This is a genomic window from Paraliobacillus sediminis, from assembly GCF_003426055.1.
Genome location: NZ_QJSI01000001.1, coordinates 17,648 through 41,413, shown reverse-complemented (window position 1 = coordinate 41,413; position 23,766 = coordinate 17,648). Strand labels below are relative to the sequence as shown.

The 23,766-nt window shown below is 35.1% G+C and carries 20 protein-coding genes and 1 other annotated feature (1 of these 21 running past the window's edge); of the genes, 12 read left to right on the top strand and 8 right to left on the bottom strand.

Annotated features, from left to right (window positions below; all coding sequences use genetic code 11):
* Positions 1 to 19: 19 nt before the first annotated feature.
* From mnmG to rpmH, 6 genes are all read right to left on the bottom strand, one after another.
* Positions 20 to 1,900, bottom strand: coding sequence for a tRNA uridine-5-carboxymethylaminomethyl(34) synthesis enzyme MnmG (gene mnmG / locus D2K60_RS00205; RefSeq protein WP_117167990.1), 1,881 nt, complete (start codon positions 1,898 to 1,900; stop codon positions 20 to 22).
* 40 nt (positions 1,901 to 1,940) lie between these two features.
* Complete coding sequence (gene mnmE / locus D2K60_RS00200; protein ID WP_117169052.1) at positions 1,941 to 3,317, bottom strand: tRNA uridine-5-carboxymethylaminomethyl(34) synthesis GTPase MnmE; 1,377 nt, start codon at positions 3,315 to 3,317, stop codon at positions 1,941 to 1,943.
* Between the two features lie 288 nt (positions 3,318 to 3,605).
* Positions 3,606 to 4,226 carry an RNA-binding cell elongation regulator Jag/EloR gene (gene jag / locus D2K60_RS00195; RefSeq protein ID WP_117167989.1) on the bottom strand — a complete coding sequence of 207 codons (621 nt, stop codon included), beginning with the start codon at positions 4,224 to 4,226 and terminating at the stop codon, positions 3,606 to 3,608.
* Positions 4,226 to 5,008, bottom strand: coding sequence for a YidC family membrane integrase SpoIIIJ (gene spoIIIJ / locus D2K60_RS00190; protein WP_117167988.1), 783 nt, complete (start codon positions 5,006 to 5,008; stop codon positions 4,226 to 4,228). The genes jag and spoIIIJ overlap by 1 nt, the downstream gene beginning before the upstream one ends.
* A gap of 82 nt (positions 5,009 to 5,090) precedes the next feature.
* Entirely contained in the window at positions 5,091 to 5,432 is a 342-nt protein-coding gene (rnpA, locus tag D2K60_RS00185; RefSeq protein ID WP_117167987.1) for a ribonuclease P protein component, read from the bottom strand.
* Between the two features lie 151 nt (positions 5,433 to 5,583).
* On the bottom strand, positions 5,584 to 5,718 hold the full coding sequence (gene rpmH, locus D2K60_RS00180) for a 50S ribosomal protein L34 (protein WP_117167986.1): 135 nt from the start codon (positions 5,716 to 5,718) through the stop codon (positions 5,584 to 5,586).
* A gap of 913 nt (positions 5,719 to 6,631) precedes the next feature.
* On the opposite strand from rpmH, the gene dnaA reads away from it, so the two are divergent.
* From dnaA to D2K60_RS00140, 8 genes are all read left to right on the top strand, one after another.
* Positions 6,632 to 7,984, top strand: a complete 1,353-nt coding sequence (gene dnaA / locus D2K60_RS00175) for a chromosomal replication initiator protein DnaA (protein WP_117167985.1) — start codon at positions 6,632 to 6,634, stop codon at positions 7,982 to 7,984.
* 195 nt (positions 7,985 to 8,179) lie between these two features.
* Complete coding sequence (gene dnaN, locus D2K60_RS00170; RefSeq protein ID WP_117167984.1) at positions 8,180 to 9,322, top strand: DNA polymerase III subunit beta; 1,143 nt, start codon at positions 8,180 to 8,182, stop codon at positions 9,320 to 9,322.
* 187 nt (positions 9,323 to 9,509) lie between these two features.
* Positions 9,510 to 9,740, top strand: coding sequence for a S4 domain-containing protein YaaA (gene yaaA / locus D2K60_RS00165; protein ID WP_117167983.1), 231 nt, complete (start codon positions 9,510 to 9,512; stop codon positions 9,738 to 9,740).
* 36 nt (positions 9,741 to 9,776) lie between these two features.
* Positions 9,777 to 10,889, top strand: a complete 1,113-nt coding sequence (gene recF / locus D2K60_RS00160; RefSeq protein ID WP_117167982.1) for a DNA replication/repair protein RecF — start codon at positions 9,777 to 9,779, stop codon at positions 10,887 to 10,889.
* A gap of 17 nt (positions 10,890 to 10,906) precedes the next feature.
* Positions 10,907 to 11,191 (top strand): extracellular matrix regulator RemB, encoded by a 285-nt coding sequence (remB, locus tag D2K60_RS00155; protein WP_117167981.1) that lies wholly within the window; start codon positions 10,907 to 10,909, stop codon positions 11,189 to 11,191.
* A gap of 89 nt (positions 11,192 to 11,280) precedes the next feature.
* Positions 11,281 to 13,200, top strand: coding sequence for a DNA topoisomerase (ATP-hydrolyzing) subunit B (gene gyrB, locus D2K60_RS00150; RefSeq protein ID WP_117167980.1), 1,920 nt, complete (start codon positions 11,281 to 11,283; stop codon positions 13,198 to 13,200).
* 50 nt (positions 13,201 to 13,250) lie between these two features.
* Positions 13,251 to 15,806: a DNA gyrase subunit A gene (gene gyrA, locus D2K60_RS00145; RefSeq protein ID WP_117167979.1), complete on the top strand. Its 2,556-nt coding sequence runs from the start codon at positions 13,251 to 13,253 to the stop codon at positions 15,804 to 15,806.
* Positions 15,807 to 15,861: 55 nt separating this feature from the next.
* The gene (locus tag D2K60_RS00140; RefSeq protein WP_240335198.1) at positions 15,862 to 16,956 is read left to right on the top strand and encodes an HD-GYP domain-containing protein; all 1,095 of its coding nucleotides are present in this window, start codon (positions 15,862 to 15,864) and stop codon (positions 16,954 to 16,956) included.
* Between the two features lie 2 nt (positions 16,957 to 16,958).
* Here the strand turns inward: D2K60_RS00140 and D2K60_RS20520 are convergent, their stop codons facing one another.
* Together D2K60_RS20520 and D2K60_RS00130 are read right to left on the bottom strand one after the other, a co-directional pair.
* On the bottom strand, positions 16,959 to 17,177 hold the full coding sequence (locus tag D2K60_RS20520) for a hypothetical protein (protein ID WP_162880650.1): 219 nt from the start codon (positions 17,175 to 17,177) through the stop codon (positions 16,959 to 16,961).
* A gap of 528 nt (positions 17,178 to 17,705) precedes the next feature.
* Positions 17,706 to 18,659 (bottom strand): YaaC family protein, encoded by a 954-nt coding sequence (locus tag D2K60_RS00130; RefSeq protein ID WP_162880649.1) that lies wholly within the window; start codon positions 18,657 to 18,659, stop codon positions 17,706 to 17,708.
* Between the two features lie 220 nt (positions 18,660 to 18,879).
* On the opposite strand from D2K60_RS00130, the gene guaB reads away from it, so the two are divergent.
* The 4 genes from guaB to pdxT all read left to right on the top strand — a co-directional run bounded on the left by guaB (position 18,880) and on the right by pdxT (position 23,513).
* Entirely contained in the window at positions 18,880 to 20,349 is a 1,470-nt protein-coding gene (gene guaB, locus D2K60_RS00125) for an IMP dehydrogenase (RefSeq protein ID WP_117167976.1), read from the top strand.
* A 171-nt stretch (positions 20,350 to 20,520) separates the two neighbouring features.
* Positions 20,521 to 21,858: a D-alanyl-D-alanine carboxypeptidase family protein gene (locus D2K60_RS00120; protein ID WP_240335197.1), complete on the top strand. Its 1,338-nt coding sequence runs from the start codon at positions 20,521 to 20,523 to the stop codon at positions 21,856 to 21,858.
* Positions 21,859 to 22,013: 155 nt separating this feature from the next.
* Positions 22,014 to 22,898 (top strand): pyridoxal 5'-phosphate synthase lyase subunit PdxS, encoded by an 885-nt coding sequence (gene pdxS / locus D2K60_RS00115; protein WP_117167975.1) that lies wholly within the window; start codon positions 22,014 to 22,016, stop codon positions 22,896 to 22,898.
* Positions 22,899 to 22,922: 24 nt separating this feature from the next.
* Positions 22,923 to 23,513 carry a pyridoxal 5'-phosphate synthase glutaminase subunit PdxT gene (gene pdxT, locus D2K60_RS00110; protein WP_117169049.1) on the top strand — a complete coding sequence of 197 codons (591 nt, stop codon included), beginning with the start codon at positions 22,923 to 22,925 and terminating at the stop codon, positions 23,511 to 23,513.
* Positions 23,514 to 23,549: 36 nt separating this feature from the next.
* Positions 23,550 to 23,766, top strand: a binding site (T-box leader) (it continues 6 nt past the right edge of the window).

Here is a 23,766-nt window from a genome sequence, read left to right as displayed (position 1 = left end):
TCATTTTTATAAAGGTGTTTTATACTTTAGCGATTTTCCCTTGTTCAATATAAACGAGCAGAATTGATACATCCGCTGGGTTAACGCCAGAAATACGTGAGGCTTGACCAACTGATAAAGGACGAACCTTTTTGAATTTTTCTTTTGCCTCTGTTGCGATACCACTAACGGCATCATAATCAATATTTTCTGGGATCCATTTATTTTCCATTTTTTTCATTCGTTCTACTTGTTGATTAGACTTATCAATGTAACCCCGATATTTAACTTGAATTTCAACTTGTTCCTTAACATCATAATTTAGATTGATTGGTGCAGGTGTTAGCTTCTCAATTAATTGATAGTTAATTTCAGGTCTTTTCAATAACTCTATTGCTTTTGTTGGCTCTCTTAACTCTGTTGCACCAACTTCATCCATTAAAACTTTCAATGCTTCAGATGGTTTTATTGTTTCCTTTTCCAAACGCTTCGTTTCATCTTCAACAAATTGTTTTTTATCGACAAAACTTTGATAACGTTCATCTGTAATCATACCGATTTGATGTCCAATTTCAGTTAAACGCATATCTGCATTATCATGTCGTAGAAGTAAACGGTATTCCGCTCTAGATGTTAATAATCGATAGGGTTCGTTTGTTCCTTTCGTTACTAAATCATCAATTAGCACACCAATATATGCCTGTGACCGGTCGAGAACTAAAGGTTCTTTATCAAGCGCTCTTGCAGCTGCGTTAATTCCAGCCATCAATCCCTGACCCGCTGCTTCTTCATATCCCGATGTTCCATTTATTTGTCCAGCTGTGTATAAGCCAGGAACATTCTTCACTTCAAGCGTTGGCCATAATTGAGTCGGAACAACTGAATCATATTCTATCGCATAACCTGCACGCATAATTTCAGCATTTTCTAATCCTTCGATTGAACGTAGGATTTCCCGTTGAACAAACTCTGGTAAGGATGTTGATAACCCTTGTACGTAGACTTCTTCTGTATCTCTTCCTTCTGGTTCTAGGAAAACTTGGTGGCGTGGTTTGTCATGAAAACGAACAATTTTATCCTCAATTGACGGACAATAGCGAGGACCAGTCCCTATCTTCATGCCTGAATACATAGCAGATAAACCTAAATTATCATTTATAATTTTATGTGTAGATTCATTCGTATACGTTAACCAACAAGGTATTTGATCAATTAGTTCTTGCGATGTTTCATATGAGAAATGACTTGGGTTTTCGTCCCCTGGTTGAATTTCTGTTTTTGAATAATCAATTGTATGGCTATTTACACGTGGTGGTGTCCCTGTTTTGAACCGTACCAACTCAAAGCCAATTTCCTCTAAATGTTCCGAAAGTTTAACAGATGCCCGTTGATTATTTGGTCCACTTTCATAAGATAAATCACCAATAATAACCCGAGATCGCATAAACGTTCCTGTTGTAATAATAACTGATTTTGCATGATAGGCGGCTTTTGTCTCCGTAATAACACCTTTACACACGCCATCTTCCATAATTAATTTTTCAACCATTGCTTGGCGCAATGTTAAATTATCTTGATTTTCTAGCCTTCTTTTCATGTCTTGAATATATAAAGGCTTATCAGCTTGTGCTCTTAGCGCACGAACAGCTGGTCCTTTTCCTGTGTTAAGCATCCGCATTTGAATATATGTTTTATCAATTACTTTACCCATTAATCCACCTAATGCATCTATTTCTCTTACCACAACACCTTTTGCTGGTCCACCAACCGATGGATTACATGGCATGAAAGCAATCATATCTAAATTTAATGTAAGCATTAATGTGTTTGCTCCGCGTTTTGCTGCAGCATTTGCCGCTTCTACACCTGCATGTCCTGCACCAATAACTATTACGTCAAAATTACCAGCATTATATGTCATTAGTTGTCACCCTCTGTCTATCTGTTATAAAACAGATTTTTTATTTTCCTAAACAAAATTGAGAAAACAGTTGATCAATTAAACTGTCATGGACTGTGTCCCCTACAATTTCACCTAGCAGTTGCCACGTGCGTGTTACATCTATCTGAACTAAATCAATTGGCATACCGTCTCTTAACGCATCCATTGCTTCATCAAGTGCATGTAATGCTTGCTTTAACAATTGTATATGACGTACATTTGAAACATATGTTAAATCTCCAGTATCTAGTTCACCTTCAAAAAATGTGTCAGCAATTGCTGTTTCTAAATCATCCAAGCCTGTTTCTTCTATTAAAGCTGTTGTAATAAGAGGTTGTCCATTAGCCAATTGCTTTAGTTTCTCTAAATCAATTTTCTGCGGTAGGTCTGTTTTATTAACAAGTACAATAACTTCAAGGTCTTTTACTAATTCAAATAATTGCAGATCTTCATCCGTTAATGCTTCATTATAATTTAAAACGAGTAAAATTAAATCGGCCTCTTTTAGTACCTGACGAGAACGTTCAACACCAATTTTTTCTACAATATCCTCCGTATCACGTATTCCTGCAGTGTCGACTAATCGTAGTGGTATACCTCGAATATTTACATACTCTTCAATCACATCACGCGTTGTACCAGGAACATCCGTAACAATCGCCTTATTTTCATGAACCAAAGCATTTAATAAAGACGATTTACCTACATTCGGTCTCCCGATAATAGCAGTTCCAATCCCCTCACGTAGAATTTTACCTTGTCTTGCCATTTGTAACAAACGTTCAATTTCTTGATAAACCTCTTTTGTCTTTACAAGCATAAAGTCATGTGTCATTTGTTCTACATCATCATACTCTGGATAATCAATATTGACCTCAACATGGGCTACTGTCTGTAATAATTCCTGGCGTAATTGCTGAATTAATTTAGATAGTTTTCCATCTAACTGTTTAATTGCAACATTCATTGCCTTATCCGTTTTTGCACGAATCAAATCCATTACTGCTTCAGCTTGTGATAAGTCTATCCGACCATGTAAAAAGGCGCGTTTCGTAAATTCACCTGGTTCAGCCAGTCGAGCTCCCATCTGCAGAACTAATTCCAACAAACGGTTTACCGATGCCAGTCCACCATGACAATTTATTTCGACAACATCTTCTCTTGTGAAAGTTTTCGGTGCACGCATCACGCTAACCATTACTTCTTCAACCGTTTGATTTGTTTCTGGATCAATGATCTTTCCATAATGAATTGTGTGTGAATCTACGGTAGTTAAATTAGCACCATGAAAAAGTTTAGTGGCAATCATTGTTGCATCATTCCCACTCAATCGAACAATTGCAATGGCACCTTCCCCAATTGGTGTTGAAATCGCTGCTATTGTATCAGTTTCCATCATTCCTTCACCTCCAAATTTCCTTCAGTCATCTATATAAAATTTATATTATTTACTTATCTATAAAAAAGCTGTCACTAACATAACAGAATAGCACATCATTAGCCTATTGAAAAGCTATACGTTCACTTTTATCCACATGTGTATAGTATTTTATACGAATGAAAAGCGTTTATTCTCAAAATTAAAGTTATGCACAAGTGGACAACGCGTTTTTTTATTCTTCTCTTCTTATCCACAAAAAAACGCACAAGAAACATTTTCTGTTTCCTGCGCGTTTTTACCGTTTTATTTTACAGGTTTAATAACTACATAACGATTCGGTTCTGTTCCTTCTGAATCCGTTTCTATGGTTTTATTACCCTGCAGGGCACTATGAATTATTTTTCTTTCATAAGAAGGCATCGGTTCTAATGATACTGGTTTGTGTATCTTAACAGCCTTATCAGCCAATCGATGGGCTAGCTGTTGCAGTGTACTTCTTCTCCGGTTACGATAGCCCTCTGCATCAAGTATTACATTATAACGCTCTTTTTTACCGCGATTTAAAACAAGTTGAACAAGATATTGCAACGCATTTAAGGTTTGTCCTCGTTTTCCAATTAACATCGCGATCTTTTCACCCGATAACTCAAATGTTATCGTATTACCTCGTGTTATTCTTTCAATAGAAACGTCTTCTGAAAAAGCATTAACTAGCTGTTTCAAATATGTTTCCGCTTGCTGTATAGGACTTTCTTCAATTGTTACTTTTACAATTGCACGTTTACTACCGAACAGACCAAATAATCCTTTTTTGCCTGCATCAATAATATCTATCTTTACTTGGTCCTCTGTGGTGTTTAACTGCTTTAGTGCTGATTGGACCGCATCTTCGACTGTTTGTCCAGAAGCAGTTACCTGTCTCACTATTTATTTCCTCCCGTTTCAGGTTCCTTATCTTTCATCATAGGTCCACGAACGAAAATAGTTTGTAATACCATAAATATGTTTCCGACTACCCAGTACAATGATAAAGCTGTCGGGAAGAAGATTGCCATAACACCAATCATTATCGGCATCATATAAAGCATCATTTGCATTTGTGGCATAGCGGCATTTTGTGTTGTATTCGTTCCTGCCATCATTAATTTTTGTTGTAAGAATGTCGCACCAGCAGCAACGATTGGTAGGATAAAGTATGGATCAGGTTCACTTAATTGAAACCATAAAAAACTACCCTCATCTAAATGTGGTGTCCGCATAATTGCATGATAAAACGCAATTAATATTGGCATTTGCACAATGATTGGTAAACAACCAGCCATTGGATTAACACCATTTTTTTGAAATAACTCCATCGTTTCTTTTTGTAACTTTTGCTGTGTTTGAGCATCTTTTGAACTGTATTTTTCTTTAACCTTTTGTAATTCTGGTTGAATTGCTTGCATTCCTTTTGAGCTTTTCAATTGTTTAATATTTAATGGCAATAGCACTAAACGAATAGCAATCGTTACAACCACTATTGATAAACCATAACTACCACTAAAAAAGTCTGCTACTTTAATAATGACCCAAGATAATGGATAAACAAAATATTGTGCCCAAAATCCGGTACTTTCACTTGTAATATCCGTTTCAATGTCACCACAACCTGACAGTAACACTAGTAAACCGATTAAAGCCGCAAACAGTAATACTTTTTTGCGCATGCTCTTCCTCCTCATTTACCTTGCGATGTATGTAAAAACTTAATTTTTATTTTATCATTATTCACATGTTGAATCCATAGCTCTAACGTTTTAATACGTGGGATTTAGTTAATACATGTATTAAACTCTTTTTAATTTCTGAAAAATCCATCTTATTTGCAGGAACCCTAGCAATCACAATAACATCATACGTATTATCGATCTGTTCATCAAGTTCTAAAAAGGCTTGTCTAAGATAACGCTTTATTTGGTTACGCATTACAGCATTACCAATCTTTTTACTCACAGATAAACCGACTCGAAAATGAGTTTGTTCTGTTTTCTTTAAATAATATATTACCAATTGTCTATTAGCAAAAGACTTTCCCTGTTTAAAAACAAGTTGAAATTCTTTATCCTTTTTTAATCTATAAGCCTTTTTCATGGACTTTTACCTCCATCATCAATTCATCCAATAGATTTGATCGATATGTATGAAAATAAGCTCGCTTTGTTAATTCCTTCACTTAAACGAGCTTATTATCATTAATTCTCTTTTAAATTGAAAAAAAGACCCCTGATATTATCTCAGTGGCCTATGCTGATAATACTTTACGTCCTTTTTTACGGCGACGAGCAAGTACATTACGTCCATTTTTACTGCTCATGCGTAAACGAAAACCGTGAACCTTTTTACGCTTACGTGTATTTGGTTGAAATGTGCGTTTCATTTATATTACACCTCCCTGAGGAATTAAAACTCTAAAATTAAGAAGACAGTCGAATACATTATACGTAATGAAAGCACCATATGTCAATACGTAGACGCTTATTTATTATCTCATCTGGATTAATGCTTGAATAAAAGCAGCATATTTTTAGCAGCTATCGATAAAATCTGCCCTAATGTAGCCATAAAATGTTTTGCTTTCTTTGGATGATGGTTTCTTCAAAACTAGTTATTGCAGCATTGGAGACTAAATCATTTTATCAAAATAAAGATCACTTCTATAAGAGGATCTTCAATATCTTTTATGCAAGCAAAAACAGTAGGATTACAACTCCAACATCGAAGCACCTGTTTTCTACAACGATTAGATTCGTCCTCATTTGGAAATAATTTTAAAAAGCACGTTTCACTAATCTCTCAACAAATCTTTTAAAAGTATAACAAAATTTAAGAAAAACTGTATTTAATTATTATCCACAGGTCCTGTGCGCAATATTTTTATGTATTTTTTTGTCCACACAAGTTATCTACAAATTAACCACAAAATACAGTCTTGTGGATAATTATTGTCTACAACAGTTGCTCTTTGTGGATAAGTGTCGAATAAGCCTTGCATCCTTTGCATATATTTGTTATTATATTTGTGCTTTAATATGTTAAAAATGAACTAACAAATTACAACTATCCACAGACTGTGGATAACATGTGGACATTTATTAACACACCTGTTTATGGACTTACACACAAGGGTGTGGAAAACTATTGAAAAATGTTATAGACTATATACTTAGGCTTTCTGTCTATCCACAGGCATACAATTAATATGTTACCTTTCGATCTTTCTTTTACAGAGATATTGCGAGAGGTTTTTTATTTCTTAATTACTATTTTTATTGAGAGGGGTGAATAGTATTATGGAAAATATTGAAGAATTATGGTTAAGTACACTTGAATCAATTAAAGAAAAAGTAAGCAAACCAAGTTATGATACCTGGCTTAAAAACACAAGTGCTGACAGTATTACAGATGATACATTAATTGTTTCAGCACCTAATGAATTTGCACGGGATTGGCTTGAAAGTCGCTATACAGAACTCATATCTGATGCGTTATTTGATGTAACTGGGGCAAAATTAAAAACAAAATTTATTATTCCAGAATCAGAAGGATCTATTGATGATACTGTGCAAACAAAAAGGAAAATGCCACGTGTCAATCAGCAAGATAATGGTGAATTTCCAAAAACGATGTTAAATGATAAGTATACTTTTGATACTTTTGTTATTGGGACAGGGAATCGTTTTGCACATGCTGCATCTTTAGCTGTAGCAGAAGCACCAGCTAAAGCATATAATCCACTGTTTATTTATGGTGGTGTCGGGCTTGGTAAAACACATTTGATGCATGCAATCGGGCATTATGTTCTAGATCATAATCCAGGCGCAAAGGTCGTTTACTTATCATCTGAAAAATTCACAAATGAATTTATTAATTCCATTCGTGATAATAAAGCTGTTAATTTTCGAAATAAATATCGAAATGTAGATGTCTTATTAATTGATGATATTCAGTTCTTAGCAGGAAAAGAACAAACACAGGAAGAATTTTTTCATACATTTAATACGTTACATGAAGAAAATAAGCAAATTATTATTTCTAGTGACAGACCACCAAAAGAAATTCCAACGTTAGAAGATCGTCTACGCTCAAGATTTGAATGGGGCTTAATTACTGATATAACACCACCTGATTTAGAAACAAGAATCGCTATTTTACGTAAAAAAGCGAAAGCTGAAGGACTAGATATCCCAAATGAAGTAATGCTATATATTGCAAATCAGATTGATACAAACATTCGTGAATTAGAAGGTGCACTTATACGTGTTGTTGCATACTCTTCCTTAGTAAATAAAGATGTAGATGCTTCATTAGCAGCTGAGGCATTAAAGGATATTATCCCTAGCTCGCGGCCAAAAGTAGTCACAATACCCGCTATACAAGAGATCATTAGTGAAAGATATAATATTAGATTAGATGAATTTGCTGCTAAAAAACGAACGAAATCTGTTGCGTTTCCTAGACAAATCGCCATGTACTTATCACGTGAATTAACGGATTTTTCATTACCTAAAATTGGTGAAGAATTTGGTGGAAGAGATCATACAACTGTTATTCATGCACATGAAAAAATATCGAAATTGTTAAGTACCGATGAATTATTACACCGTGATATTGAAGAAATAAAGGAACGACTTAAAATTTTTTAACATAATTTCATCTATACACATGTGGATAACGTGGATAACCGGTGCAGACTTACCAACAATCTATCCACATACACACAGGCATGCAAATCATGTCTAAATTTGACTTATCCACATAATCACAGGCCCTACTACTATTACTACGACATTTATATAATAATAATTATATATATAACTTCCCTTAGGAGGATTAATTTCATGCAATTTATTATTCAACGTGATTTACTAATTGAAAGTATTCAACATGTAATGAAAGCAATATCAGCAAGAGTAACGATTCCAATTTTAACTGGTATAAAAATTGAAGCCACAGCAGAGGGTATTAAATTAACAGGCAGTGACTCTGATATATCGATAGAATCATTTATACCGAAAGAAGAAGAAGGTATAGAAAACGTAGAAATCAGTAAAAATGGTAGTATTGTCGTTCAAGCTAAATACTTTCCAGATATAATTAGAAAGTTACCATTAAAAACAGTTGAAATTTCTACTGATGATCATTTTCAAGTAACGATTAAATCTGGTGGAGCAGAATTTCATTTAAATGGTCAAGATGCTGTAGAATATCCACAGTTACCAATTTTTAAACCAGAAAATAGTTTTGAATTAAAGAATGACTTACTTAAAAATTTAATTAAACAAACTGTATTTGCAGTTTCTACAGTTGAAACTAGACCGATATTAACTGGAGTCAATATGAAAGTGGAAGACCATTTCTTAGATTTTGTTGCGACAGATAGCCATCGCCTTGCTTCAAGAAAAATTCCATTAGATCAAGCTAATGAAAAGGTAAACTTTAGTAATGTCATTATTCCTGGAAAAAGTTTAACGGAGCTAAATAAAATTTTAGATGACAATGAAGAAACAATTACGATAAGTGTCACAGAGAATCAAATACTATTTCAAACAAAAAATCTGTACTTTTTATCGCGATTATTAGATGGGAATTATCCAGAAACAGCTAGACTAATCCCAGAACAAAGTAAAACAATCGTATATGCAAAAACAAAGGAATTATTGCAAGCAATCGATCGTGCTTCATTATTAGCAAAGGAAAATCGTAATAATGTCGTAAAACTTCAAACAAAAGGCAATAATGAAATTGAAATTAGTAGTAATACACCAGAAGTTGGACAAGTTACAGAAGATGTTAAGACCGAATCAATTGAAGGAGAAGAGCTTAAGATATCCTTTAGTGCTAAATATATGATTGACGCACTAAAAACAATTGAAGAAGATCGTGTTAAAATAGAGTTTACTGGTGCAATGCGTCCATTTATTATGAGACCTATGGATAATGAATTTATATTGCAGCTAATTTTACCTGTTCGAACATATTAATTTTTAAATAAAAATGGGATAGATTAAGTTTACTTATCTATCCTTTTTCCATTTTTGTACGGTTTAATTAAGAAAGTTAAAAAGAAATAGCGTATCCTTTATAGATTACTTTGCTTATATGAAAATATTTAGTAAAATAGAGTAACAGATTAAAAAATATTTCTTCTAGAAAGTAAGGTGGTTCGATATGTCAACAGAAAGTATTGCTATTCACACAACATATATTCCTTTAGGTCAATTTTTAAAATTAGCTGGTGTTATCGATACAGGTGGTATGGTGAAACCATTTTTAGCAGACTATGATGTTTTTATTAATGATGAACAAGATCAACGTCGTGGTCGTAAATTATATCCAGGTGATCAGATTTCAATTCCTGACATTGGCGTATATCAAGTTGTAAAAGAAGAAAATGCCTAATATATATAGCTTGAACCAATTAGGAAGGATAATTTTATGCACATTCAAGACTTAACACTTTCGAACTATCGGAACTATCAAAACTTACATGTAAAGTTTGATGATAAAGTCAATGTAATTATAGGTGAAAATGCCCAAGGTAAAACCAATCTTATGGAAGCTATCTACGTTTTAGCGTTTTCTAAATCATATCGAACCCCTCGTGATAAAGAACTTATTCAATGGAATGAAAACTATGCTAAAATAGAAGGGACCATCTTTAAAAGAAATCGTACCTTCCCTTTAGAAATCCAACTTTCTTCCAAGGGAAAAAAAGCAAAATTAAATCATATTGAACAAAGACGACTTAGTGATTATATCGGCGCTCTAAATGTTGTTATGTTTGCACCAGAAGATCTGAACTTGGTGAAAGGGAGTCCGCAAATTAGACGACGTTTTATCGATATGGAAATTGGTCAAATTAAACCTTTATACATTTATCATCTAGGTCAATATCAAAAAATATTAAAACAGAGAAATCATCTATTAAAAAACTTGCAGCGCAGACAATCGAAAGATCGAACACTGCTGGAGGTTTTAACAGAGCAACTTATTGAACATGCTAGTGTTATAGTTGAGAAACGTTTTTTGTTTTTGCAATTGTTAAGACAATGGGCCTCGCCAATTCATAAAGGTATAAGTAGGGATAAAGAAGAATTAGAAATTACGTATTCAGGTTCGATTGATGTATCAGAAGAGGAAGATAAGGAAAAAATAAAAAAGCAGTATGAAATAGCTTTTGCAGATATCATAGAAAAGGAAATTGATAGAGGCAGTACATTGATCGGTCCACATAGAGATGATTTAGTATTTTATGTGAATGGCAAAGATGTACAAACTTATGGTTCACAAGGGCAACAAAGAACAACTGCATTATCATTGAAATTAGCTGAGATTGAACTAATTAAAAATGAAGTTGGGGAATACCCTATTCTTTTATTAGACGATGTTTTAAGTGAACTAGATAATTATCGTCAATCACATTTATTACATACTATTCAAGGGAAAGTTCAAACCTTTGTATCGACAACAAGTGTTAGTGATATTCAGCACAAAACGATAAGTAAAGCGGAAATGTTCCATATCGATAATGGTATAATTGTGCAATAGAAATGGGGGGATTTAAAATGTTTATTCACATCGGAGGCGATAATGTTATCCGTTCTGAGGATGTTATTGCTATTATTGATCAACAATTTGTTGCTTCTTCTACAATTAATGCTGAAATGATTGATAATCAAAGACAAGCCAAAAATGTATTAGATCTTCAAGAAGAAACAACAAAAGCGATCGTAATAACAAAAGATTATATATATTACAGTCCCCTTTCCGTCTTAACTTTAAAGAAACGTGCAAGTATGATTTCTACTATTAGTAAATTAGAAGACTATACCAATTCTAATGAAACGTAGCGATTTCAAAGGGATAAATATAGAATAGGATAGATAACGTTTAATTAAAAGTAGTGTAAAAAATAGTATTGTAGGTGAAAGAATTGACAATGGAAGATAAAATTGAAATAGAACAAGTATATGATGAAAATCAGATTCAAGTATTAGAAGGTTTAGAGGCAGTACGTAAAAGACCTGGGATGTATATTGGTGCCACTAACGAAAGAGGTTTACATCACTTAGTATGGGAAATTGTCGATAATAGTATTGATGAAGCATTAGCAGGTTATTGTGACCATATTCAAGTCTTTATCGAAGAGGATAATAGTATTACCGTAATGGATAATGGTCGTGGTATTCCAGTAGGTATACAGAAAAAAACAGGACGTCCTGCTGTAGAAGTAATTATGACCGTATTACATGCTGGTGGTAAGTTCGGTGGCGGCGGTTATAAAGTATCAGGTGGTCTTCATGGTGTTGGTGCCTCTGTTGTTAACGCGTTGTCTTCTTCTTTAAAAGTATACGTACATCGTGATAAAGAAATTCACTATTTGAGCTTTAAACGTGGTGCTATTGATGAGGAATTACAAGTTATTGGTCAAACAGAAGAGAGTGGAACACGTATTCACTTTGTGCCAGATACTGAAATTTTCACAGAAACAACAACGTTCAAATATGAGATTCTTTCGCAACGTTTACGTGAATTAGCCTTTTTAAATAAAGGATTAAATATTTCTATTGAGGACAAACGCGAAGAAGGTAAACAAGAAACGTTCTTTTATGAAGGCGGAATTCGTTCTTATGTAGAACATTTAAACCGCGCAAGACAAGTATTGCATGAACCATTCTTTGCTGAAAAAGAAGAAGCAGGTATTACTGTTGAAGTCTCTTTACAGTACAATGATGGTTTTGCAAGCAATATCTATTCGTTTGCAAATAATATTCATACGTATGAAGGTGGAACGCATGAGTCTGGATTTAAAACAGGCTTAACTCGTGTGATCAATGATTATGCTAGGAAAAATAGTTTATTCAAAGAAAGTGATCCGAATCTTACTGGTGATGATGTCAGAGAGGGATTAACTGCTATTGTTTCGATTAAACATCCAGATCCACAATTTGAGGGTCAAACGAAAACAAAGTTTGGTAATAGTGAAGCACGTGCGATAACGGATGCTTCATTTAGTGAATTATTTTCTAAATTCTTATTTGAGAATCCAGACACAGCTAAAATTGTTGTTGAAAAAGGTTTGATGGCTTCTCGAGCAAGAATGGCTGCCAAAAAGGCACGTGAATTAACACGTCGAAAAGGAGCATTAGAAATTTCTAATCTTCCTGGAAAACTGGCGGATTGTTCAACACGTGATGCAACGAAAAGTGAACTGTATATCGTAGAGGGTGATTCTGCGGGTGGCTCGGCAAAACAAGGCCGTGATCGTCATTTCCAAGCAATTTTACCTTTAAGAGGGAAAATCTTAAATGTAGAAAAGGCACGTTTAGATAAAATTTTATCCAATAATGAAATCCGAATGATGATTACTGCATTAGGTACTGGAATTGCTGAAGATTTTGATATTACGAAAACTAGATACCATAAAGTTGTAATCATGACAGATGCGGATGTTGATGGTGCACACATTCGAACATTATTATTAACGTTCTTCTATCGATTTATGCGACCGTTAATTGATTATGGTTATATTTACATTGCGCAACCACCATTGTATAAGGTACAGCAGGGTAAGGCTGCATACTATGCATACAATGAAAAAGAGATGGAGCGGATTGTTAGTGAATTACCTAAACAACCGAAACCAGGTTTGCAACGTTATAAAGGTCTAGGTGAGATGAATGCTACACAGCTTTGGGAAACGACAATGGATCCAGATAATCGAACGTTACTACAAGTTAATTTAGACGATGCGATTGAAGCTGACCAAATATTTGATATGTTAATGGGCGATAAAGTAGAGCCACGAAGAAACTTCATTGAAGAGAATGCTATATATGTGAAAAATTTAGATATTTAATCATGTAACAGAAAAGAAGTAACGTCGTCAGTTGGATAGGAGGCAGTCGTATGGTGGAAAATCAACGTCCACATGTACAAGAAATAAATATTGGAACAGAAATGCGCACATCGTTTTTAGATTATGCCATGAGTGTTATTGTAGCTCGTGCGCTTCCAGATGTAAGAGATGGCTTAAAACCAGTACATCGTAGAATATTATATGCCATGAATGACTTAGGAATTCATGCAGATAAGGCATATAAAAAATCTGCCCGTATTGTTGGAGATGTATTGGGTAAGTATCACCCACATGGTGATACTTCAGTATATGATGCTATGGTAAGAATGGCACAGGATTTCAGTTATCGTAACATGCTTGTTGATGGTCATGGTAACTTCGGTTCAGTCGATGGTGACCCTGCAGCTGCTATGCGTTATACGGAAGCTAGGATGTCAAAAATATCAATGGAAATGTTACGTGATATCAATAAAGACACGATTGATTACCAAGACAACTATGATGGCTCGGAGAGAGAACCTAAAGTATTACCAGCTCGATTTCCAAATTTATTAGTTAACGGTGCATCAGGAATCGCGGTTGGTATGGCAACGAACATTCCGCCACATCAACTAGGAGAAACGATTGATGCGGTACTAGCTGTTAGTGAGAATCCTGATATCACCATTGAGGAATTGATGGAAGGGTATATCTATGGTCCGGACTTTCCTACAGGTGGTTCAATTCTAGGAAGAAGTGGAATTAGAAAAGCGTTTGAAACTGGAAGAGGTTCTATTACCATTCGATCAAAAGTTTTAATTGAAGAGCGTGACAATGGTAAAGCAACAATCATTGTTAATGAATTGCCGTATCAAGTGAATAAAGCAAGATTAATTGAAAAAATCGCAGAACTTGCACGTGATAAAAAGATTGAAGGAATTACCGATCTACGTGATGAATCAGACCGTAATGGGATGCGCATTGTAATAGAGTTACGTCGCGATGCCAATCCTAATGTGTTACTAAATAACTTATATAAACAAACGTCTTTACAAACGTCCTTTGGTATTAATATGCTTGCATTAGTTGATGGACAACCTAAAGTACTTAATTTAAAACAGTCCTTGTTTCACTATTTAGAGCATCAAAAGGAAATTATCAAACGTAGAACAGCCTATGAACTTCGTAAAGCTGAAGCACGTGCGCATATTTTAGAAGGTTTACGAATTGCCTTAGATCACATTGATCAAATTATTGCATTAATACGTGGTTCCAAAACAGCAGATATTGCTCGTACAGGTTTAATGGAAAACTATCAGTTATCTGAAAAACAAGCACAAGCAATTTTAGATATGCGTCTACAACGTTTGACTGGTTTAGAACGTGAAAAGATAGAAGAAGAGTACAAGCAATTACTAGAATTAATTGCAGAATTAAAGGCAGTTTTAGCTGATGAAGGAAAAGTATTAGAAATTATTCGTGAAGAGCTAAATGAAATTAAAGAACGTTTTAATGATAAACGTCGAACTGAAATTATAGCTGGTGGCATTAACTTCTTTGAAGATGAGGACTTAATTCCGGTGGAAAATATTGTTATTACGGTAACGAATAAAGGTTATATCAAGCGATTACCAGCTTCAACATATCGCACACAGCGTAGAGGTGGTCGTGGTGTTCAAGGTATGGATACAAATGAAGATGACTTTGTTGAACACTTGGTTTCTACATCAACACATGATACTGTTTTATTCTTCTCTAACAAAGGGAAAGTATATCGAGCTAAAGGATATGAAATACCAGAATACAGTAGAACAGCAAAAGGTATTCCAATCATTAACTTATTAGAAATTGATAAAGGTGAATGGATTAATGCGGTAATTACTGTTCATGAGTTTGAAGCAGAATGGTATTTATTCTTTACAACGAAATACGGTATTTCTAAACGAACGACACTTTCACAATTTGCTAATATCCGTAAGGGTGGCTTAATTGCATTAAACTTACGCGAAGATGATGAATTGATTTCTGTTCGATTAACAGATGGTACGAAAGACATTATGATCGGTACAAGAAATGGTTCACTTATTCGCTTTGAAGAAACGCAAATTCGTACAATGGGTCGAACAGCTGCTGGAGTTAAAGGTATTTCCCTTAGAGGGGATGATGAGGTTGTCTCTATGGAAATTATTGAAAACGGCTTACATGTGTTAAACGTGACCGAAAATGGTTATGGAAAACAAACGCCTGCTGAAGACTATCGCATTATTAATCGTGGTGGTAAAGGTGTATTCACATGTAACATTACTGAAAAAACTGGAAAAGTAGTTGCTGTAAAAGCCGTAACAGGTGATGAAGATATTATGATTATTACAACTCAAGGTGTCCTCATTCGTATGCCAGTTGAAGGTATCTCTGTTACAGGTAGAAATACACAGGGTGTACGTCTCATTCGTCTTCAAGAGGAAGGCAAAGTAGCAACAGTGGCGCGTATTGTTAATGAGGAAGATGAGGAAATTATCGAAGATCAATCTACAAGTGAAATAGAAGAAACAGTTGAAACACAGCAAGATCCAGTTAATGAAATAAACGAAGAAGATACAGACACACAAGAGAATACAGAAGAATAATGATTAGTGGTTCCCTTCTCTAGGGGAACCACTATATCGCATATAAGGGGTGACGATGACATTGTGGGTACATCCATCGCAATTAATTCCTAAATGCATACTAAAAACGGACGTAATGGGTAAAACGAATCGTCCAATTGCAACAAAGGACACGGTTATTGAAGAAGCACATATAGAAGTATTACAACGTTTTTTAATTGACCGCGTAGAAGTCGCTACCAATTTGGAAAATGGTGTAGCATTTACACCTAAAGAACAAGTAAAACAAGAAGTTAACGTAAAGAAAGAAACACAAGTTGAAAAAGTACTGCCGCTTATGGATCATTATCAACAGGTTGTAAAGGCTTATAAGTTTCAATTTGAAGCGTGGCAAAGTGGATCACCAATTGAAATTCATAGTGTTCGAAAGTTGATTGTTCCTTTGCTAGAACGAACCGAAGAAGTTGGTTTTTATATCTTAACTTTGTATAAATACACTGCTAAAGATGATTACTTTTTTCATCATAGTGTCTCAACAAGCTTAATTGCAGCTGTATTAGCACAAAAGTTAGGTTTTAAAAAAGAGTGGATGCAAATTGGTATTGCTGCATTTTTAGCTGATTGTGGAATGGCAAAAATAAAACGATCTCTTTTTTATAAAGAAGGGACATTAAGTAAACCTGAATTTGATGAAATAATGAAACATCCAACTTACTCTTACCGTTTGGTTGAAAAAATTACTTCTTTAACTAAAGGTGCTAAACTAGCCATCTTACAGCATCATGAACGATTGGATGGTACTGGTTATCCATTAGGTGTGAAGGAAGAGAAAATACATACCTATGCTAAAATAGTAGCTATTAGCGATACGTATCATGCAATGACATCAGAACGATTTTATCGTGCAAAGCAATCTCCATTTCGTGTCATTGAGGAGATGCAACAAGACCAATTTCAAAAGTTTGACCATCAAATATTACAAGCATTTATCTTGTGTTTAACCAACTTTTCTTCGGGAACTAAGGTTAAACTTTCTAATCACGAAATAGGCGAAATTATATATATAGACCCAGAATACCCAACGCGACCTATGGTTCGAATTGAAAGCACGAAAACTATTGTTTCGTTAAAAGAAGAAAAGCAATTATATATTGAAGATATTATTAATTGATTTTAAAGGATTACTCGACAAGCAAGCTTGTTGAGTAATCTTTTTTTATGGCTATTAATAAAAGCCTGTTTTATATTTAAATTTATGTCCCGCTCCTCAAGCGAAATGGGCTCCCTTTCCGCAGGCACGGCTTCAGCTAACTCGGAAGCAAAGAACGCTTCCGAGTGGATCTTCAGCCCGTGCTGTTCCTGCAGGAGTGTCGCCCATTTCGCTTGATCCACTGGCTTTAGTCCGGTAAATAAAATTGTGTGAAAGACTCTATTATTCGTTATTAAAAGGCCAACAAAAGCAAGAGTTAAAAACAAAGAAAAGTACTTTATCACCTGTATAAAATAAAGATACACTATCCAGCAAAGGTAGCAAATGGTTGACACTCCTGTGGGAACAGCACAAACCGAAGATCCTCTATAGAAGTGTTCTGTGCTTCTATAGATAGCTGAGGTTGTGCCCACGGAAAGGGAGACCATGTGCTACCGTAGCGTGATAGCCAATTTTTAAATTATTTAGCTAGCCGATAACAATGTTACGACAGAGTCTATGTTTATTCTGTCATTGACAATAATTTTTTAGAAAGCAGACCTTTTTAAAGAATGTTATATAAAAGAAAAATTAATTCAAACGCAACACAGCCACGATTAGCGCTTATTATTTAAGTGAGAAAGTTGAGTTAATTATACTAAAAAATAGAACAAAAACGTATATATTCGGACTAAAATAAGTCGCTTAAAAGCATAATGTTCACAATTTTTTTATTCACATAATGTTTGAAGATAATGGCCGATGTATAGAGGCATTTTATCACTCGTTACTTCTAAGAATGACTTAATAAAAGGGTAGTCTTTTGTGGGATTACCATGCAATAAATCCCCCCACCATTCTGTTTCATAGCGCGCGATCATACTTAAATTATAAAGAAGAATATAGTGATGCATTATTTCATGACTGTCATGAGGCAGCCTATTTTTTGTAGGAAAATAAATACTATCTTCATCCATATGGTAAAAGAAGGGTCCTTTTTCTAGAATAGAAAAGGACTGCCTAATGGGACAACTTATTGATCTATCAGCCAATTTTATTTTATTTGGATCTATATAAGGTGACAACTTGGATAAAAATCGACCCTGAGAAAGATGATACGAATCTAATAGATGGGTAGGGAATGTGAAATTTGTATCTTGTCTGATCGCTACTTTAACCATATTAGTTTGTTTTGTGTGCATGAAAAACAATGGATCCATTTCCGGAATTGACTTTAAAAGTGTAGCCATTTGAACTTTATCACTTTGCCAACGCTGCACTTGAAAAAGTTGAGTAGCGAAAAACGGAAATAAACCTTTTTGTTGAATTTTTACTTCATCTTGTAAAAATTCATAATCACGTCTTTTTCTTTTTCTAGTTGATAGACCGTGTGCAAGTAATGATGTACTAGCAGGATAATCAGGTATCTTTGCTAATAAACAAGCTTTTATAAGATGCGTCATACCATAGAAATAAAATAATGGTTGGGTTACGACAGGTGAATGTTTTCCTGTTTGATAATAAAGTAATCCATGCTGTATATAATAGAAAAATTGATAACAATTGGCATAACTATGCTTTTGAGCATCTTTAATAGACAATTTTTGATAACTAGTATATAAGCATTTTTGAGCTGTTTCAGCTGATTGAATATAGGCTAAAAAGAGTTCTATATTTTTTTTCAATTGGTTTGGTCCCTTTCTAATAAATAATCGCAACGAAACTTTAATTATTTTGCTATGTAAAAAGGTTGAAATTGCTCCACGGATGTCGTAATGTAAAGAACAATAGAATATTGATCATTAAATTGATACAGCTTATTGGATCTGTTTATAGTGTAACCAGTAGAGCGTGTTTTCATTATGCACTTATTTTTAGTACCTATTATTATGAGGAGGTTAAGTTATGAGAGACGACAAGTTTGCAAAAGAAGGATTAACATTTGATGATGTCTTATTAGTACCAGCTAAGTCAGAAGTATTACCGCGCGATGTTTCGATTAAAACAAAACTGTCAGAAAATATTCAACTCAACATACCATTAATCAGTGCAGGAATGGATACTGTGACAGAGGCTGCAATGGCAATATCAATGGCCCGTCAAGGTGGAATTGGTATCATTCATAAAAACATGTCAATTGAAGAACAAGCAGAACATGTTGACCGTGTTAAACGTTCAGAGAGTGGTGTCATTACAAATCCTTTTTCCTTATTACCAGATAATCAAGTATTTGATGCGGAACACTTAATGGGTAAATTTAGGATTTCAGGTGTGCCAATTGTTAATAATGAAGAAGATCAAGTATTGGTCGGTATATTAACGAATCGTGACCTTCGTTTCATTGAAGATTATTCAATTAAAATTTCAGATGTGATGACAAGCGATAATTTAATTACAGCACCAGTAGGAACAACATTGGAAGAAGCTAGTAAAATATTACAAAAACATCGTATTGAAAAACTACCTTTGATTGATGATAAAGGTGTATTAAAAGGTTTAATTACAATTAAAGATATCGAAAAGTTAATAGAATTCCCGAATTCTGCAAAAGATCGTAATGGCCGTTTATTAGCAGGTGCTGCGGTTGGTGTTACAGGCGATGCAATGACGCGTATTGATAAACTAGTCGATGCTGGAGTAGATTTAATCGTTATCGATACAGCGCACGGACATTCACAAGGTGTTCTAGACCAAGTGAAAAAAGTTAGATCAAAATATCCAAATTTAGATATTATTGCAGGTAATGTTGCAACTGCTGAGGGAACGCGTGCCCTAATAGAAGCTGGCGCGAATATAATTAAGGTGGGAATAGGGCCTGGTTCTATTTGTACAACCCGTGTAATTGCAGGCGTTGGTGTACCACAAATCACTGCTGTATATGATTGTGCAATTGAAGCACGTAAACATGGTATTCCAATCATTGCAGACGGTGGAATTAAATACTCTGGTGATATTGTCAAAGCACTAGCAGCTGGAGCACACGCTGTTATGCTGGGTAGTCTGTTTGCTGGAGTAACGGAAAGTCCAGGACAAACAGAAATATTCCAAGGACGACGTTATAAGGTGTATAGAGGAATGGGTTCTGTAGCTGCAATGAAATCCGGTTCTAAGGATCGCTATTTCCAAGATACTGAGGACGCAAAGAAATTAGTACCAGAAGGAATAGAAGGACGTGTAGCGTACAAAGGACCGTTATCGGATACGGTACATCAATTACTAGGTGGTTTACGTTCTGGTATGGGCTACTGTGGTGCAAAAGATTTAGAAGTATTCCGTAATGAAGCACAGTTTATTCGAATGACAGGTGCCGGTTTACGTGAGTCACATCCCCATGATGTGCAAATCACCAATGAATCACCAAACTATTCTTTATAAAATAAACGCTATAAATTGGGAGTCTTTTATCCTTATTTATGGCGTTTATTAGTAGTAAGCGTAACAAGAGGAAAACCATACTAAAATACCCTACAAAAGTATATTTCACTTTTCGACATGGTATGCTAAAATAGCGGATAGGCATATAAAAAGTGTTGGAGGTAGAGAAGATTGAAACATAGAATAAAAGCATCAGTTTATCTTATATTGGTATTAGTAATACTTGTAACATCGTTTGGTATGAATCCACTTGCTGTACATGCAGCTGAAGTAGAGGTTGAGGCAGAATCTGCTATTTTAGTTGATGCAGAAACAGGACAAATATTGTATGCCAAAAATGCTGATTTAAAATTACCACCAGCAAGCATGACAAAAATGATGACAGAGTATTTAGTATTAGAAGCAATAGGAAATGGTGAAATTAGCTGGGATACGACCACTCAAATTAGTGATTATCCGTATAGTATTTCTGCAAACACTTCTATGTCAGGAATTGGTTTGACACAAGGACAGGACTATACGGTACGTCAATTATATGAAGGAATGTCTATTATTTCTGATAATGCAACAACGATTGCTTTAGCAGAGCTAATTGCTGGTTCCGAAGGCGAATTTGTGCAAATGATGAATGATAAAGCAGAAGAAATGGGTCTTCCTGAATATCAATTTGTTAATTCAACAGGATTATCGAATGCTGACTTAGGTGATAACTACCCAGAAGGTACAGATCCAAATGCTGATAATTTAATGTCTGCACGTTCAGCAGCATTATTAGCCTATTATTTGGTTAATGATTATCCAGAAGCGTTGGAATTTTCTAGTACATTGATGTCTGAATTAGATGAACAACCATTAGAAAATTTAAATTGGATGCTTCCTTGGGATAATGTGAACTTTGATCAATATGCATTTGCAGGTATTGACGGTTTAAAAACAGGATACACGACAGAGGCTGGTTACACTTTCACTGCAACAGCGGAAGTAGACGGTCGTCGTCTGATTTCAGTTGTAATGAAAACAGATAGTCAAGGTGCACGTTTTGAAGAAACAAAAAAAATAATGGAATATGGTTATAATCAGTTTGAAAAGCAAGAACTTTATCCTGCCGGGTTTCAGATTGAAGATGAATCTACTATACCTGTAGCAAAAGGAAAAGAAGATACAGTAGAAATAGAAACAAGTGAAGCTATGATAGCAACAGTGTTAAACGGTGAAGAAGAATCTTTCATGGTTCAATATCACCTAGATGAAAATAAACTTAATGAAGATGGCGAACTTGTAGCACCAATTGAAAAAGGTGAAAAAATTGGTGAAATGGAACTTGTTTATAACGGTGGTACCGATTATGGTTATATTTTTGATGGTGCACAAGTTCAAGTTGTTGATCTTTTAGCCACAGATGCTGTAGAAAAGGCAAATTGGTTTATGCTTACACTTGGTGCAGTAGGAGATTTCTTTAGTGGAATATTCTCATCAGTCGCTGATACAGTAAAAGGATGGTTTGCTTAATATAGAATGGTTAAAGCCTCAACATGACAACGGATATGTTGAGGTTTTTTATTTCAATGGTGCTTGCACTAGGCTATAATAGTGTTATACAATGTTGAATAATAGTTTGAATTATGAATTACTTGATTTTTAAGATAAATAGGGGGATATATTTGATGACGAATTTAGGAACAGATCGTGTTAAAAGAGGAATGGCTGAGATGCAAAAAGGTGGCGTCATTATGGACGTTATCAATGCAGAACAAGCTAAAATAGCCGAAGAGGCAGGAGCTGTTGCAGTTATGGCTCTTGAACGTGTTCCATCTGATATCCGAGCAGCAGGTGGCGTAGCAAGAATGGCTGACTTAACAATAGTTGAAGAGGTAATGAACGCTGTATCAATTCCTGTTATGGCAAAAGCACGTATTGGCCATATTGTTGAAGCACGTGTTTTAGAATCTATGGGTGTCGATTACCTTGACGAAAGTGAAGTACTAACACCCGCTGATGAAGTATATCATTTAAATAAAAAAGAATATACTGTTCCATTTGTATGTGGTTGCCGCGATTTAGGTGAAGCTGCACGTCGTATTGGTGAAGGTGCATCCATGTTACGTACAAAAGGTGAGCCGGGAACTGGAAATATTGTTGAAGCAGTTCGCCATATGCGCGAGGTACAAGGACAAGTTCGTAAGTTAATTAGTATGTCTTATGATGAAATTATGACATTTGCTAAAGAGTTAGGTGCACCTTACGAAGTTCTAATTGGTATTAAAGAAAATGGGCGCTTACCTGTAGTTAATTTTGCAGCAGGCGGTATCGCAACTCCAGCTGATGCTGCATTAATGATGGAGCTTGGAGCTGATGGTGTTTTTGTAGGTTCTGGTATCTTTAAATCTGATAATCCTGCGAAATTCGCAAAAGCTATTGTTGAAGCAACTACGCATTATCAAGACTATAAGTTGATCGCAAAAGTTTCACAAGGATTAGGAACTGCAATGAAAGGTATTGAAATTAGCACAATTGCACCAGAAAACCGTATGCAAGAACGTGGCTGGTAAGACTTAAAGGAGATAGATCACATGATGACTAAAATAGGTGTTTTAGGTTTACAAGGTGCCGTTCGAGAACACGTTCGGTCAATAGAATCAAGTGGTGCTGAGGCTCTTGTTGTAAAGAAAAAAGAACAGTTAGATGATATAGATGGTCTGATTTTACCTGGTGGCGAGAGCACGACGATGCGCCGGTTAATTGATCAGTATGAATTCTTGGAGCCTTTACAGCATTTTGGTAAACAGGGAAAACCGATTTTTGGAACGTGTGCGGGTTTAATTTTGTTAGCAACTGAGATTGTTGGACAAAGTAATGGGCATCTAGAATTGATGGATATCAAAGTAGAACGCAATGCATTTGGTAGACAAAAGGAATCTTTTGAGGCAAAATTAGAAATTAATGATGTTGCAAAAGATTTTGATGCAGTCTTTATTCGAGCACCATTTATTGTAGAAGTTGGTAAACATGTTGAAGTATTAGCAACGCACAACAACGCAATTGTAGCAGCTAGAGAAGGACATTACTTATGTAGTGCCTTTCATCCAGAGTTAACCGATGATGATCGTTTAACAGCTTACTTTGTTAAAATGGTTGAACAAGCTAAAAAAGAACTTGCATCGTAAAACATTTTTCGCTATGCTAAAAAAATAATGCTATAAATTAACACAATGAGAGGAATTAGTAACAGATCTTTCTTTCTATTAGAGAGCTGATGGTTGGTGCAAATCAGTGAAAGAGAACTGTGAATCCATCCTTGAGTTGGCATGTGATATTTAATGAAACATGCCCGGCTAACACGTTTAGCCGTTATCGTAAAAGAAGCCGGAAGATAAATATTTCTTCAATCAGGGTGGTATCGCGGGAAAGACTCTCGTC